This is a genomic window from Spirosoma aerophilum (genome assembly GCF_054782495.1).
Genome location: NZ_BAAGSJ010000013.1, coordinates 1,622,720 through 1,636,673, shown reverse-complemented (window position 1 = coordinate 1,636,673; position 13,954 = coordinate 1,622,720). Strand labels below are relative to the sequence as shown.

At 49.0% G+C, this 13,954-nt stretch carries 14 protein-coding genes; 8 read left to right on the top strand and 6 right to left on the bottom strand.

Annotated features, from left to right (window positions below; translation table 11 throughout):
• The first annotated feature begins 3 nt into the window (after positions 1–3).
• Positions 4–240 carry a hypothetical protein gene (locus ACYVK4_RS18165; RefSeq protein WP_461128939.1) on the top strand — a complete coding sequence of 79 codons (237 nt, stop codon included), beginning with the start codon at positions 4–6 and terminating at the stop codon, positions 238–240.
• Positions 241–444: 204 nt separating this feature from the next.
• On the opposite strand, the gene ACYVK4_RS18160 is transcribed toward ACYVK4_RS18165, so the two are convergent.
• The 3 genes from ACYVK4_RS18160 to ACYVK4_RS18150 all read right to left on the bottom strand — a co-directional run bounded on the left by ACYVK4_RS18160 (position 445) and on the right by ACYVK4_RS18150 (position 3,560).
• Positions 445–1,866 (bottom strand): adenosine deaminase, encoded by a 1,422-nt coding sequence (locus ACYVK4_RS18160; RefSeq protein WP_461128938.1) that lies wholly within the window; start codon positions 1,864–1,866, stop codon positions 445–447.
• Between the two features lie 211 nt (positions 1,867–2,077).
• Positions 2,078–2,956, bottom strand: a complete 879-nt coding sequence (locus ACYVK4_RS18155; RefSeq protein WP_461129616.1) for a bifunctional 5,10-methylenetetrahydrofolate dehydrogenase/5,10-methenyltetrahydrofolate cyclohydrolase — start codon at positions 2,954–2,956, stop codon at positions 2,078–2,080.
• A 103-nt stretch (positions 2,957–3,059) separates the two neighbouring features.
• Complete coding sequence (locus ACYVK4_RS18150) at positions 3,060–3,560, bottom strand: DUF4385 domain-containing protein (protein ID WP_461129615.1); 501 nt, start codon at positions 3,558–3,560, stop codon at positions 3,060–3,062.
• A gap of 140 nt (positions 3,561–3,700) precedes the next feature.
• Between ACYVK4_RS18150 and ACYVK4_RS18145 the strand changes: the two genes are divergently transcribed.
• Positions 3,701–4,240 (top strand): DUF1349 domain-containing protein, encoded by a 540-nt coding sequence (locus ACYVK4_RS18145; protein ID WP_461128937.1) that lies wholly within the window; start codon positions 3,701–3,703, stop codon positions 4,238–4,240.
• A gap of 8 nt (positions 4,241–4,248) precedes the next feature.
• On the opposite strand, the gene ACYVK4_RS18140 is transcribed toward ACYVK4_RS18145, so the two are convergent.
• On the bottom strand, positions 4,249–4,881 hold the full coding sequence (locus ACYVK4_RS18140; RefSeq protein ID WP_461128936.1) for a pyridoxamine 5'-phosphate oxidase family protein: 633 nt from the start codon (positions 4,879–4,881) through the stop codon (positions 4,249–4,251).
• A 166-nt stretch (positions 4,882–5,047) separates the two neighbouring features.
• Here ACYVK4_RS18140 and ACYVK4_RS18135 point away from each other — a divergent pair, with 166 nt between their 5' ends.
• Together ACYVK4_RS18135 and ACYVK4_RS18130 are read left to right on the top strand one after the other, a co-directional pair.
• Complete coding sequence (locus ACYVK4_RS18135) at positions 5,048–5,791, top strand: SOS response-associated peptidase (protein WP_461128935.1); 744 nt, start codon at positions 5,048–5,050, stop codon at positions 5,789–5,791.
• A gap of 157 nt (positions 5,792–5,948) precedes the next feature.
• Positions 5,949–8,597, top strand: a complete 2,649-nt coding sequence (locus ACYVK4_RS18130; protein WP_461128934.1) for a TonB-dependent receptor — start codon at positions 5,949–5,951, stop codon at positions 8,595–8,597.
• Between the two features lie 107 nt (positions 8,598–8,704).
• On the opposite strand, the gene ACYVK4_RS18125 is transcribed toward ACYVK4_RS18130, so the two are convergent.
• Positions 8,705–9,625: an ROK family protein gene (locus ACYVK4_RS18125; protein WP_461128933.1), complete on the bottom strand. Its 921-nt coding sequence runs from the start codon at positions 9,623–9,625 to the stop codon at positions 8,705–8,707.
• 276 nt (positions 9,626–9,901) lie between these two features.
• Here ACYVK4_RS18125 and ACYVK4_RS18120 point away from each other — a divergent pair, with 276 nt between their 5' ends.
• From ACYVK4_RS18120 to ACYVK4_RS18105, 4 genes are all read left to right on the top strand, one after another.
• Entirely contained in the window at positions 9,902–10,366 is a 465-nt protein-coding gene (locus ACYVK4_RS18120) for a redoxin domain-containing protein (protein WP_461128932.1), read from the top strand.
• A gap of 109 nt (positions 10,367–10,475) precedes the next feature.
• Complete coding sequence (locus ACYVK4_RS18115; protein WP_461128931.1) at positions 10,476–11,243, top strand: methyltransferase domain-containing protein; 768 nt, start codon at positions 10,476–10,478, stop codon at positions 11,241–11,243.
• Between the two features lie 199 nt (positions 11,244–11,442).
• Complete coding sequence (locus ACYVK4_RS18110; RefSeq protein ID WP_461128930.1) at positions 11,443–12,036, top strand: TetR/AcrR family transcriptional regulator; 594 nt, start codon at positions 11,443–11,445, stop codon at positions 12,034–12,036.
• A gap of 61 nt (positions 12,037–12,097) precedes the next feature.
• Positions 12,098–12,961, top strand: coding sequence for an SDR family oxidoreductase (locus ACYVK4_RS18105; RefSeq protein WP_461128929.1), 864 nt, complete (start codon positions 12,098–12,100; stop codon positions 12,959–12,961).
• A gap of 28 nt (positions 12,962–12,989) precedes the next feature.
• On the opposite strand, the gene ACYVK4_RS18100 is transcribed toward ACYVK4_RS18105, so the two are convergent.
• Positions 12,990–13,859, bottom strand: coding sequence for a YitT family protein (locus tag ACYVK4_RS18100; RefSeq protein WP_461128928.1), 870 nt, complete (start codon positions 13,857–13,859; stop codon positions 12,990–12,992).
• Positions 13,860–13,954 lie beyond the last annotated feature (95 nt).

The following is a 13,954-nucleotide window of genomic DNA, read 5'->3' as shown; positions in this document are numbered from 1 at the left end:
CAAATGAAGATTAACGAACTGCTTTTGTGTAAGGAGTGGTCAAAAATACGCAAAAAAGCTGCCCAACCGGGATTGAGCTACCTGTTAAAGTTTGTTAATGCCTGTATTTGCCCGATTCTGGCTTTAGGTCAATTGATTAAATCAAGACCGGATGGATGGGCCTGTGCCGCAATTGGCCTCATAAAGAGGGGAGAACTCATCGCCCGGATGCCGGTAAAACAACTCCCCGACAAAGCCTGATCGACACGGGTTTAGAGAGCGATTGCGAAAGTTGTCCCGTGTAAATTATAGATGAGGTAGTGATAAATCTGGCCGACTACTTTACCTTTACACCGGTGGGCACGATTGGTAACCGTGTCCGCGCTTCCCCTACGTAGCGGTTCTCCGACCTAACGCGTAGGGGGTTTTTATGTCTACCCGGTGAACCGCAGCAGACCAGTCCGCTCACCTGCCCTTCAGAACAGACGCTTCAAACCTGCGAAATCGGGTATCCAGATCAGTAATCAATCGTTGCTTCACCGTTGGCTCGCTAATAAAGCTGTACCGCAAACTGTTGTAAACAAATTGCTTTATGTCGGCGTATGATAGGTCTTTATAGCGTTTGGCCAGCAGTACATATTGCTCCGTTAGGCTGGTTCGCAGTATACCGGCATCATCGGAGCTGATAACGATTGGTACGCTAAAGTCTTTATAAAGCATGATCGGATGCCGGTCGTCCTTCACATTCAGAATGAACTCGTTACTCGACAGGTTGATCTCAACGGCTATTTTGTTTTGATGCATGTGCCGTAACAGATCATAGACATTTTTCTCGTAGGGGATTGCTACCCCATGCCCGATCCGCCGGGCACCGGCTATGTGAACGGCCGCGTTGATATGCCAGGTTAGCTCTTCTGGTTTTACCATACCCAGCGCAAGCTCGCCCGCGTGAAGGGCAAAGGTAAGCTGAGGGTATTTTGTGTGGCAATACCTGAACATCATCATGTGTAGCCAATAGTCGGCCATGGCTATCTTCTCGTTTTCGGGAGCAACGATATTGACACCAACAATCAACTCACTGTTCTGGTCAGATTCGCAGGCCAGAACAAGGTTTTTGAAGAGATCTACCGGCTCCATAAACCGCAGCACAAAGTTCTGGTACCGCATAGTGAACTGGGCATCGTCCAGTTTCAGCTCGTGGTGTCGCCGACGTATTACGTTCTCGTTGAAGTCAAGAGCCGTTTGTTTAACGCCTTTCTGCAGAATAGCCTGATACAGCGTATCGAGAATCTTGGCCGTTTTTTGCTCATCCTGCAACAGCTGCCCCTGACGAAGTAACTGGTTATAGCGGTTCAGGTCGGTCGTGACTACATTGCCGGTCACGTTCTCCAGCATGGTTTCGATGTAGCTGACGTTCTCTTTCTTCGCCCTGTTTTTTATCTCCAGCAAACCCCGCTCAAAGGTGCCTGGCATAGCGGTTCTGAACTTTGAAAAGGAATCGAAGAACTGTTTATCGGGAGGAGAGTCAACAGGATTGAAATCCTTGACAGACCACTGTTGGAGAAGATGTTGTTTGTATCGCTCCAGCGCACCCTCGGCTCTGAGAACGGCGAAAGTAGTCCATCCATCACTATCAGGCGGGGTAGGAGCTATGGCGAATGTAGTTCGGTTAATGGAAAAGTTGTTTTCAATCACGTACTCCAGAAACGTCTCGGCATAAACAGATCCGCTGTAGTGATGGTGTAAATCGCCACCCTTCGGCATTTGGGCCATAAAAGCCGTTAAAGCTGCGGAGTTGGTTCGTATTTTTTCGAAGTAGGCAGCTACGTTTTGAGCAAAGGAGGCATGAACTACCAATAGACCACAAATGGAGAGGATGAATTTCATTCGTTTGGAGTTTAACCAATCCGGATAGTCTGTTAATAAGTTGAATGAGTTACGACTTCCGTAAAAGCACATCAACGCTAAAAACGGACGTCGAATGATTTCGTCTGATTTTAGCGTTGATGAATACTTAAACAATAAAAGAATTTACACGCTTTTCGAATTCAGAAGAAAGAAACCGGAGAGCGGTATGGTCTATGACAAAACCGGAAGGCTAATAAATTTCTCCCCGGGCCGCAATCAGCGTATTCTGCATCAGCGAGCAGATGGTCATTAGGCCTACGCCCCCCGGAACGGGTGTGATGAAGCTTGTTTTGGGCGCTACTTCATCAAACTTCACGTCGCCTTTTAACGAGAAACCACTCTTTTTGCTGGCATCCGGTACACGCTCCAGGCCCACGTCAATCACAACGGCACCTTCTTTCACCATGTCGGCGGTTACGAATTCCGGTTTGCCGAGGGCCGCTACCAAAATATCGGCTGAGCGACAGATTTCGGCCAGATTCTGCGTCCGGCTGTGGGTAATCGTGACGGTGCAGTTGCCCGGATACGTATTACGCTGCATCAAAATGGACATGGGTAAGCCCACGATCTGGCTCCGGCCCACTACCACGCAGTGTTTACCGGCGGTTTTGATATCGTACCGCTTGAGCATTTCGAGTACACCCTGTGGCGTAGCCGAGATATAGGCCGGCAGCCCTTTGGCCATGCGACCAATGTTGATTGGGTGAAAACCATCCACATCTTTAGCGGGGCTGATGGTTTCCATCACCCGGTCGGGGTTAATGTGATCGGGGAGGGGAAGCTGGACGATCAGGCCGTCCATGTCGGGGTTTTCGTTCACTTCCCGAACTTTGTCGAGTAGTTCGTCTTCAGTAACTGAGGGGTCGAACCGAATGAGAGTCGAGTGCATACCCACCTCTTCACAGTTTTTCATTTTAGACGCTACATAGGTTTCAGACGCCCCTTTGTTGCCAACCAGAATGGCGACGAGGTGAGGAATCTTTCCTCCCTTTTCGCGAATTTGTGCGACTTCGGCCGCGATTTCCTGTTTGATTTGTGCCGAGAGAAACTTACCGTCAAGGAGTTGCATAGAATTGTCTTTGCGTTGGTAGAGAAGCGTTGGGGTCGTTGCGATCAGCATGATTAACCGCGATGACGCTATGAATGCCGCAAAGGTCGCAAAGATTAGGGAACTAGCCGTATTTCTCCTGCCATTCCTTCCTGAGTTTCTTGTATTGCTCGTCTTCACGCGCTTCCAGGTACTTGCCGTAAAATATCCGGGCCGACTCGGCTTTGACGGGATCTTCCTGTCGGGGAAGCTGATCGCGTCCGTGGGCACCGGATTGACCTTTTTTGTCGTCAGGCACGGGGCCATCATACTTTTGGCCGGTTCGGTGGTTGGCGTAACGCCTGGCTCGTGTGTAGCCCATTTGAAGAAACTTCCTGGCCATATCCATACCGATGAAGTCCCCTTTTTCTTTGTAATCCTGGAACAGCTGGTAAATTTTTTCGGACGACTCTCGCGCTATCTCCGGTGTTTTGAATCGCCAGTAGGGCAGAATTTCGTCTTTGTAAGGCCTCACCAGCAAAACACCCATTTCGCCTTTTCCAACGCGATAGAGTTCGGGTTGTTCGCGAAGGTTAAGGTTCCGGTAATCAAGGTCGTAATTGAACGCGCGGTCGTTGGCTGGCATGGGTAATGAGTAAAGGTTAGCCATGTCTTAACTCGCCAGGTTACCAAATGTCTGCAACCAGCTGTATTTTTACCAACTAAGTTTGACAGCTCCGGCTTGCCTAATGATTCTTCTTAACGTTCATACTAAAAGAAAGCTCTATGATTTGGTATAACAAACCGGCTATCTGGTCGGAAGATAAGGATAGCCGGTTCATGCGCGTGGAGGGCGGTACCGATTACTGGCGCATCACGCATTACGATTTCATTCGCGATTCGGGACATTTTTATTATAGAGAGCAGGCCGGTGACTTCGTGGCCAGCGTGAAAGTAACGGGGCAGTACAAGGCCCTGTACGATCAGGCCGGGTTAATGATTCGACTCGATGAGGAGAACTGGATTAAAACCGGAATCGAGTATGTCGACGAATTACAGAATGTGAGTGCTGTGGTTACGCGACAGGTTTCAGACTGGTCGGTTAGCCCGCAAACGCACAACCCGGAGTCTATTTACCTACGGCTGACGCGTCAGGGAGATTCTGTGCGCATTGATTATTCGTTCGACGATTTTACGTATCAGATGCTGCGACTTGCCTATTTCCCGCCGGATGTATCGGTGCAGATTGGCCTGATGGCGGCTGCTCCTGATGGAAATGGGTTCGACGTTGCCTTTGAGCAGTTCACCGTACTGGACATTTCCTGAACCAGCGTTCAGGGCGCCAGCCATACCATTTTCGACTCGGGCTCGTAATAAAACAAGGCCCGTAGCTGACCTTCACGGCTCAGTCGTAAATAATCCATGGTCAGTACGCGACATTCTATAACGGCAAAATTGGGCCGTCCGGCTTCACTTTCCTCCGCTGTGGGGAGATTCGCGCCGAAGTGAGACGGAAAGCCTGGATAGGGGCCGGATTGTTCGCTGCCGGGTTCCACTTCCGAGAGGTAATTCTTACGACTGGCCATGCCAACGGTTTTCCAGTGTTCATCGGCAACGTAATCGGTCGAGTGAAGACGCGTTTCGACGGTTAGCCGCAGCTGCGTCCGTAGTGTCTCATCCCAAAACAGCAGCGTAGCGTTTGGGAAGGCTTCGAACTGCATGACCTTAGCCGCCCGAACATCGGTGTGAAACCAGATGTACTTTTGGGACCGATCAACTTTTCGGAGAACAACGGTGCGGGCATTGGCCCCGGCTTCGGTTCGTGAGGCTACCACCATTGTTTTAAAACCGGGAGCGAGGGTTTCTTTATTTGCTTCGTTAAGAACCGATTCCAATTGTTGCCAGCTGGTTTGTTCAAGATCGGTAAGGGAAGGAATTGGTTTGGCCGATGAATTGGTTGAAGTCATTCGAATAGACGGGGCAAAGGAGCCATGTGTTGGCTGGTAAACGAGTGGTATACTTTTATTGTTTGTTCTGGAAAGGTATTGGTAAAGTATTGAAATGGAATAACCAGTACCGGTATTTGCCCGTTTAATACCTGAATGACCAGGACTATCTAGACTCGATACACGTATGTGTTTTCATAAATCACTCAATGTCAAGGCCGACGAGCTGGAGGCCCGTTACGAGGCTGTGTTGCCACCTACGACTAATTTTCAACCGGTTTATCATGCCAATGCCTACAATCTTCCCGCCTGGCCCATTGTAACCCGGCAGGAGCCGGGCAAACTTCAGCTCATTCACTGGGGGCTGATTCCCCGCTGGGCCCGGTCGAAGGATGAAGCGGCTGATATCCGGACAAAAACGATTAATGCCCGGTCCGAAACGATCTATGAAAAACCGTCTTTTCGGGGGGCAGCACAGGCGGGTAAACGTTGTCTGATTCCCGTTACCGGTTTTTTTGAATGGTATTCACAAGGCAGTAAAAAATACCCATTTTATATTACGGCCAGCGATCAGAAAATTAGCTCCATTGCGGGTTTGTGGGATGAGTGGCCCGACCCCGAAACGGGCGAATTGATGCCTACCTATACGTTATTAACGACGGACGCCAACTCGCTGCTGGCGGCAATTCATAATTCAAAAAAACGGATGCCCTGTGTCTTAACACCCGAGGCCGAACATACCTGGCTACACGAAGATCTCTCGGAAAAAGACGCATTGGCTTTATTAGCTTATCCTTATCCTGCCAAAAATATGCATAGCTACAGTATCAGCAAACGGATAACATCCAGATCTGAACCGAGCGATGTTCCTGAGGTACTTGAACGGGCCGATTACCCGGAATTGAGTAATAACCCTCAGTTATTCAGTTAAGTAGTCGCACCCGTTTGTACAAGCAGTAGCCCGTTTGTGTATAATTAGATTATATCAGGAAATTTGTCCTCAATTTTGATGCATGAAGCCTTATTTGTGTAACTATCCCAAGTTGGCACATTTAATGTAACGGTCTAAAATTGTTTACAACCTGAATATGAAAAAAATAATACTGTCCTTTTGTATTGGCTCTGCTTTGCTAACGGCTCCCAGGCTGGTGTTAGCGCAGTTTCCGGGTATGCCCGGCGGTGGTGCCCAGCAGCCAGCAGTCGCCATTCCGGGTACATCGACGGACAATACGCCCCGAGGCAATGCTAAACTGACCGGCGTGGTCACCGACTCGACAACGGGCAAACCTGTTGAGTTTGCCAGTATCGCCCTGATCAATGCCCAAACAAAAAAGCCAATTGACGGAACGGTTGCCGATGAAAAAGGCAAATTTACCCTGAACAAATTACCGCAGGGCGATTTTCAACTCCTGATTTCCTTTGTTGGCTACCGCAACAAAACCATATCAAGCGTTAAACTCGATCGGAAAGGCGATATCAACCTGGGTGCTATTAAACTCGGTGCCGATGTGCGCACCCTGAAAGAGGTTGAAGTGGTCGGACAAGCGTCGCTGGTAGAAGAAAAAGTGGACCGGCTGGTTTACAACGCCGACAAAGACATCACGGCGAAAGGGGGCGATGCGACCGATGTGATGCGTAAAGTACCGCTGCTGTCTGTCGATCTGGATGGTAACGTGAGCTTGCGGGGAAGCAGCAACGTGCGGGTATTAATCAATAACAAACCCTCTACCATTGTTGCCAGTAGCGTGGCCGATGCCTTAAAACAGATTCCGGCTGATATGATTAAAACGGTTGAGGTCATCACCAGCCCATCCGCCAAATACGATGCCGAAGGTTCTGCCGGTATCATCAATATCATCACCAAGAAAACGACCTTACAGGGCTTCACGCTCAACGTCGACTCGGGTGTCGGAAACCGGGGTAGCAACCTGGGCCTGAACGGGAACTTACGGACGGGCAAGATGGGCTTCAGCCTGAGTGGCTTCGGTCGGGCAAACTACAATGTTGTTGGCCAGTTTGCCAACACCCAGCAAACTTTCAGCAGCAAAGGCACCACAACGACTAACCAGACCGCCGATACGCGTAACCACGGTTTATTCGGTCAGTATACGTTAGGATGGGACTACGACATCAGCAAGACGAGTTCTATTACCGCCAGCCTGCGGTATGGAGCCCGGAACAATTTTCAGAACCAGATTAACTTTCTGACCCGCACGATTTCACCCAGTTCTTACTTTCCAATTGTGTCGGACCGGAATGTATTGACCAAAGACCTGTCGGGAACGGTCGATGCCAACGTTGATTACACGCGTACGTTCAAGCCACAGCAGGAATTAAGTGTTTCGGCACAGTATAGCCGCAATAACCGGAATAATGATTTCACCGCCGATATTTTAAGTAATGCCGATTTCTCGACGATTACATCCCGCCTGCAGAACCTGAACAACAGCTACAATCAGGAGTCGACCATTCAGGGAGATTACCAGACACCGATTGGTAAGAACCAGATGTTGGAGTTCGGCGGCAAAGGGATTTTCCGGCAGGTAGAAAGTGCATTCAGTTACCGGGTAGGTGCCGGGTCGGGCGAGCTGGTGACAGATCCAACACGCTCGCCCAATACGCTCAATTATGACCAGAGCATTGGAGCCGGTTATGTGTCGTACACGCTGACTACTAAAAACAAGTACACCATCAAAGCAGGTACACGCCTGGAACACACGACGATCAACGCCAATTACAGCCAGAATCAACCCGGTGAGCAGGGTGGTGCGGCCGGAAAAGATCTGGGCATTCCAAGCTACAGCAATCTGGTGCCGAGTATAAACATCTCGAAGTCGCTGGGGGGTGGTAAAACGGTGAAGCTGGCGTATAACCGCCGGTTACAGCGTCCGGGTATCCAGTTTCTTAACCCGAACGTGAACGTTTCGAACCCTACGAACATCACGAAAGGAAACCCGTTGCTGTCGCCCGAATTGACCGACAACCTGGAGTTAAGCACCAGTGCGTATATCAAAAGTGTTTACCTGAACGTAGCGCTCTTTGCCCGTCAGACAAACAATTCGATCACCAGCGTTCGCGATACGATCACAACGGGTGCCGGGCAGGTAACCAACCCCACACTGGCACAGGCTATCCAGACAACGTACCTGAACATCGGGCAGGAATCGGCCTATGGAACAAACGTATTTGGTAACGCTACCTTCTTCTCGAAATGGCAGGTTGGTGGTGGCTTCGATCTCTACTACGCACATCTGACGAACAACAACGCCGGATCAGTGTACAACGCAACTAATTCGGGCTGGGTAATAACGGGTCGTTTCTTCTCGAACCTGACGTTAAAAAACGGCTGGGGTGTGCAGGGTTTCGGATTTATTCGGGGTCGGCAGGTACAGCTGCAAGGGTACCAGGGCGGTTTTGCTTTTTACAGCATCGGTCTGAAGAAAGATCTGAAAGACAAGCGTGGCAGCTTTGGTATCGCGGCTGAGAACTTCCTGAACAGCCCCTTCACCATTAATTCGGAGTCATCTTCGCCCATCTTTGCGCAAAGTACGACAACGAACCTGTATAACGCCGGTGTTCGGGTAAACTTCAGCTACAAGCTTGGTAAGCTCAGTTTTGATTCGCCACAGCGTCAGAAAAAATCAGTCAACAACGACGATATTAAGAGTGGTGAAGGCGGTGGCGACCAACCCCAGCAGCAACCCGCCCAGGGGGGAGGTGCCCGCCGGCCGAGGTAAGTTTTAAAGTAGTAAGTAATAAGTGGTCAAGTAGTAAGTGGCTGACGCGTAAGCAAAACTCGCACGTCAGCCACTTACTACTTGACCACTTATTACTTACTACTTTTTCACAACAACGCTGCTCCAAATACGCCGGCGCTGTCGCCTAGTTTGGGCTTTAGAAAACGCGTGTTGATTTCACGGCTGTTGAATACGTATTTTTTAGCGCGTTCCACACCTTCTGTGTACAGCAGATCGACATTGCCAACACCACCGCCCAGAACAATGGCATCGGGATCAAGGATGTTAATGATCACCGAAACAGCCCGGCCGAAGTACTCCAGCATTCGGTTGACCGTCTGGCTGGCGACCAGGTCATTTCCTTCCTGATACCGGTCCATAATTTCTTTCATCGTGCGCTCCTCTCCGCTCACCTGCTTGTAATAGCGTTGCAAAGCTGGACCCGAAATTACCTGCTCGTTGCAGCCTCGTTTGCCGCAATAACAGGCATGTCCATTTTCTTCAAGGATATTATGCCCCCATTCGCCCCCGATACCCTGTAACCCGTTGAGTACGAAAGGCACACCATCCCGCCCACGGATAACAACTCCACCGCCAACGCCGGTGCCCATAATAACGCCGAAAACGGTTTGGAAATCAGGCACAACATCAGGAACAATACCCATTGTCGACTCGGCCAGCGCAAAGCAATTGGCATCATTGGCCACGGCAACCGGCACCTTGAGCAAGCGGGCCAGGTCCTGTTTCATAGGCTTCCCATTCAGGACCGTCGTATTGCAATTTTTCATCCACTGCCGGGCGGGGTCAAAGGTTCCGGGTGTTCCAAAACCAATGCGTTCGGGTTGTAGGCCCGTTTCGGCTTTCAGCATATCAACGAGCTTAAGGATCTGACTCATGATATGATCGTACCCTACATGAGCTTCCGTGTCAATACGTTTGCGAATAATGACGGCGTCGGGTGAGGGGGCTGATAAAATAACACCTTCGATCTTGGTGCCGCCCAGGTCAATTCCCCAATAATGTTGCATTTAAGAAATGGTCAATGATTCAGTTTTGGTACCAGACCGTATAGGGTATATAGTACATACGTGGTCATTTATACTCTTTTTTGAAAAACCAGAGGCTGCCCATACCGCCTGCAATTTATGAACCTTCAATTGCATTGGCGCAACGGATAAACTTCAGAATGGAAAAAGAACTTGTTTTCCCTGTTCTTTTTCGGAATTTAGCCTTTCAGAAGCGATTTTCTGACTGAATTTAACGTCGAATTAACAACCGAGTACGTACCCTTTTACAAACAAACTATGCTAACCCCCGGTCAGAAAGCCCCCGATTTTACCCTATTTAACAGCGATAAAAAAGAAGTATCGCTGGGCGATTTTAGTGGAAAGAATGTCGTCATTCTCTTTTTCCCAATGGCCTTTACCAGCGTCTGTACGGCCGAGCTTTGCGAGATGCGCGATAATATCAGTACCTATTCGAGTCTCAATGCCGAAATATTGGGTATATCTGTGGACTCGCCGTTTACCCTCGCCAAGTTTAAAGAAGAGCAGAACCTGCCCTTCGATCTGCTGTCTGACTTTAATAAAGAAGTATCGCAGGCTTACGATTCCTATTACGAAACCTTCGTGATGAATTTGAAAGGTGTCAGCAAGCGTTCAGCTTTTGTCGTCGACAAAGAGGGGAAAATTCAGTACGCCGAAGTTCTCGAAAGCGCTGGCGATGTCCCTAGTTTTCAGGCTATCCAGGAAGCGCTGGCAAAAATATAATTCTAAGTGGGTGAATGATAGAATGAGTGAATAAATAGTGGAAGTTGTTTTCTGACGCTATTCATACGCTACTCACTGAATCTATCATTCACCCATTCTATCATTTAAAATGGCCTGGTACACTAATTTTTTTTACGGATTGCCGCAGGCAGCGTGGAAAGCCGCGCAAACTGAAGAGCAAACCCAGCTTGACCTCGAACTACTCGTTGAAACGCTGGACTTCGGCCCGGATGATCGGGTACTGGATATCTTTTGTGGCTATGGTCGGCACGCGTTGCCGCTGGCCCGGATGGGTGCCCGGGTGACGTGTGTCGATATTTCGGATGAATACATCGCTGAGCTGACCGCCAGGGCAAAGGCTGAAAAGATGTCGCTAACGGCTATTTCCGCAGATTTCCTGGCTATGCCTGAGTCGGAGATTGGTAAGGCTTCGTCGTTCGATGCGGCCTATTGTCTGGGCAACAGTTTCAGTTTCTTCCCCCGGCCCGATATGCTTGCTTTTCTGCAACGAATAGCCCGGCTACTAAAACCCGGTGGCCGATTACTGGCTCATTCTGAGATGATTGCGGAGTCTGTCCTGCCAGACTATCAGGCCCGGAACTGGCAGCCCGTAGCCGCTGAAGGCGAGGAGCCTATACTGTTTTTGGTTGAAAATGAATACCACCCGCTCGAGAGTCGCATCGACTCCCATCTGACCTACGTGCGGGCTGGTGAAACGCAAACCCGTATCGCTCAGCATTTTGTGTATACCCTGGCTGAACTTCGCAGATTATTTTCTGAAGCAGGGTTACGGGTTATCGATTGTTATGGGACCATTGAGGGTGATCCATTTGCTTTGGGTGATGAAGGCGTTTGGCTATTAGCGGATAAAATTTGATTAAAATAAAACGCAATTCGAATAGTAAACTTGAAAATATGTAACTTATAGTAATATAAAACATTGTAAATCAATCTTCTATGTGATTTGCTTTGGTAATTGTTTAACTTTTTTAAGAAATATTACATTATTTCCACGTAAATACGTAGTTTTCAGGCGATTTAACACCGTTAACTGACGACTGATTACCTGAAAATTTATGGAAACCATCGAACGCAAGCCACGTAGTCGAGAGCAAACCCGTTCCGGTATCATAAAAACGGCCAAGGCTATAGCCCGTAGGGAAGGCTGGCAGGCTGTTTCGATTCGAAAAATAGCTGACGCTATCGAATACAGTGCACCAATTGTATACGAATATTTCAGCAGCAAGGACATTTTGTTGGATGAAATTCGCAGTGAGGGTTTCTGCCACCTGTACCAGGAATACGAGCGCATCCTTAAACTATACCGCGATCCTGAAAAGCGGCTCTACGAAATTTCACTGGTTCAATGGGAGTTTGCCCGCCATCAACCGGAAATCTACCAGGTGATGTTCAATCTTGACGGAGCCTTTTGTACCATGCCCGTTTATCAATCTGAAACAATGCAGGCCGTAAGCCGCATCGTTCGCGAAGCGATTTTCTCGTTTATTCCCAAATCAGAAGAAAGCATAAAGCGCTTGTATTTTCAGTGGTGGTCAGTGTCGCACGGCACGATCATGCTGGCAATGCTGCTGAAAGATGAACAGCCTCTTGATCAATCCGAGCAGATATACCGCGAAACAATGCGACGTTTTGTCCGGGAATTAAGGTAGTCGTAGTGCGGGCTTTAGCCCCCTTTTTCTTTTAGTAGCGGCATAAAGCCCGCTATACTGCATGCACATTGCCATCATCGGCGCAACGGGTATGTTAGGCGAACCCGTCGCCCACGCACTAATTCAGGCTGGATTTGCTGTCCGCATCATTGCCCGTGATGTTGAGAAAGCACGCCGGAAATTCCCCGCCGTTGAAGTTGTTTCCGGTGATATTCAAGAGGTGGACAGCCTGGTCGGTGCGCTAACGGGTGTTGATCTGGTGTATCTGAATCTGTCCGTTAGGCAAAACGAGAAAAAAGATGATTTCCATACCGAAGCCGGGGGCATCGTCAACCTGATTGAAGCGGCCCGCCGGGCGGGTGTTCGCCGGATTGGGTACCTGTCGTCAATTATCATGCGGTATCAGGGCACGAACGGCTTCCGCTGGTGGGTATTTGACATTAAACAACGTGCTGTCCAGCTTATCAAAGAGTCCGGCATTGCTTATAGCCTCTTCTATCCATCCTGCTTCATGGAGTCCCTGAACGCCACACAACGGCTGGGGCGTTTTGTCCTGCTCGTTGGCCGTTCCGATGTTAAACCCTGGTACATATCAGCCCATGATTACGGAAAGCAGGTGGCACAGGCGTTTCGACTGGCAGGGGATGGGCAGCCTCAGGAATACGTGATTCAGGGACCGCAAGCCATCACCCAGCATGAGGCTGCCGAACGTTTTGTCGCTGCATACAGAACGGAGAAGCTGGCTGTTATAACAGCGCCTTCCTTTCTGATGAAACTTGGACGTTCATTTTCTGCTCAGGCCAACTATGGCTGGCACATCACCGAAGCCATCAATAAGTACCATGAAGTCTTCGAGGCAGAAAGAACGTGGGCAGAGTTGGGCAAACCCGAAACAACCATTGAAGAGTTTGCCCGTAAACTGTAGCTTATAGGATTCCCCTGAAATCAAAGCATTAGTGCATGGGTAAGCTCTTTACTTTACCTCCCGCCACGTCATCAACGCTGTGTTGAATAATAAAGGCTTTTGGGTCTAGATTCAGCACGAGGGTGCGCAACCGGCTAATTTCAAGTCGAGTTATGACCGTATATAAAACACTGTCGACCTCAAGGTGGCTTCCATGTTTACCGTAGCCACCCTGTGCTTTCAAAATGGTGACGCCCCAGCCGCGTTCGATAATTTGGTCTCTTATCAGCTCATTCTGTTTTGAAACGATTAGAATGGCCGTGTATTCCTCGATACCGTGAATTAAAAAATCAACTGTTTTGGAGGCTGCGAAATAGGTGATCATTGAATAAAGAGCGGGGTTGATGCCCAGGAAAAAAGCCGCAGCCCCGAAAATGAGTACGTTAAGTACTAAAATAACGTCGCTCACCTTTAAAATTGGGCTACTCCGGCTGATCAGCAACGCTGCAATTTCCGTCCCATCCAACACAGCTCCGCCCCGCATAGCCAGGCCAATACCGGCGCCGATAAAAAAACCACCGAAAACCGCTGTCAATAAAAGATCCGGGGTGACATCAGGGTAGGGAACAACGGCCAGACTAATCGAAAGACCCATAATAGCCAGCGTACTTTTAAAAGCAAACGGTCGGCCAAACTGTCGGTATCCCAACCCAATAAAAGGTAAGTTGATAACCAAAAGCCAAATCGGCAGGGGAAAGGGAAGGAGTGAAGCCAGCAGCATCGACACACCGGTGACTCCCCCATCAATAAAATGACTTGATAACAAAAAACCTTTTATGCCCATGCCAGCGCTGAGGACGCCAGCAATAATAAAAACGGTGTCTTTTATAATACGATATGTGGGAGATTGTCTGATCATAGAGTTGAGTAGTGATAAGTGAAAAATGGATAAAAAAGGAAAAGGTTATTAGTGAATAAGTTATTGCCGAAAGATAAACAGACCGCCAATAACCC

Coding starts and splice junctions, on each gene's coding strand:
- ACYVK4_RS18165 (WP_461128939.1), top strand. CDS start 4: ATGAAGATTAACGAACTGCTTTTGTGTAAGGAGTGGTCAAAAATACGC.
- ACYVK4_RS18160 (WP_461128938.1), bottom strand. CDS start 1,866: ATGAAATTCATCCTCTCCATTTGTGGTCTATTGGTAGTTCATGCCTCC.
- ACYVK4_RS18155 (WP_461129616.1), bottom strand. CDS start 2,956: ATGCAACTCCTTGACGGTAAGTTTCTCTCGGCACAAATCAAACAGGAA.
- ACYVK4_RS18150 (WP_461129615.1), bottom strand. CDS start 3,560: ATGCCAGCCAACGACCGCGCGTTCAATTACGACCTTGATTACCGGAAC.
- ACYVK4_RS18145 (WP_461128937.1), top strand. CDS start 3,701: ATGATTTGGTATAACAAACCGGCTATCTGGTCGGAAGATAAGGATAGC.
- ACYVK4_RS18140 (WP_461128936.1), bottom strand. CDS start 4,881: ATGACTTCAACCAATTCATCGGCCAAACCAATTCCTTCCCTTACCGAT.
- ACYVK4_RS18135 (WP_461128935.1), top strand. CDS start 5,048: ATGTGTTTTCATAAATCACTCAATGTCAAGGCCGACGAGCTGGAGGCC.
- ACYVK4_RS18130 (WP_461128934.1), top strand. CDS start 5,949: ATGAAAAAAATAATACTGTCCTTTTGTATTGGCTCTGCTTTGCTAACG.
- ACYVK4_RS18125 (WP_461128933.1), bottom strand. CDS start 9,625: ATGCAACATTATTGGGGAATTGACCTGGGCGGCACCAAGATCGAAGGT.
- ACYVK4_RS18120 (WP_461128932.1), top strand. CDS start 9,902: ATGCTAACCCCCGGTCAGAAAGCCCCCGATTTTACCCTATTTAACAGC.
- ACYVK4_RS18115 (WP_461128931.1), top strand. CDS start 10,476: ATGGCCTGGTACACTAATTTTTTTTACGGATTGCCGCAGGCAGCGTGG.
- ACYVK4_RS18110 (WP_461128930.1), top strand. CDS start 11,443: ATGGAAACCATCGAACGCAAGCCACGTAGTCGAGAGCAAACCCGTTCC.
- ACYVK4_RS18105 (WP_461128929.1), top strand. CDS start 12,098: ATGCACATTGCCATCATCGGCGCAACGGGTATGTTAGGCGAACCCGTC.
- ACYVK4_RS18100 (WP_461128928.1), bottom strand. CDS start 13,859: ATGATCAGACAATCTCCCACATATCGTATTATAAAAGACACCGTTTTT.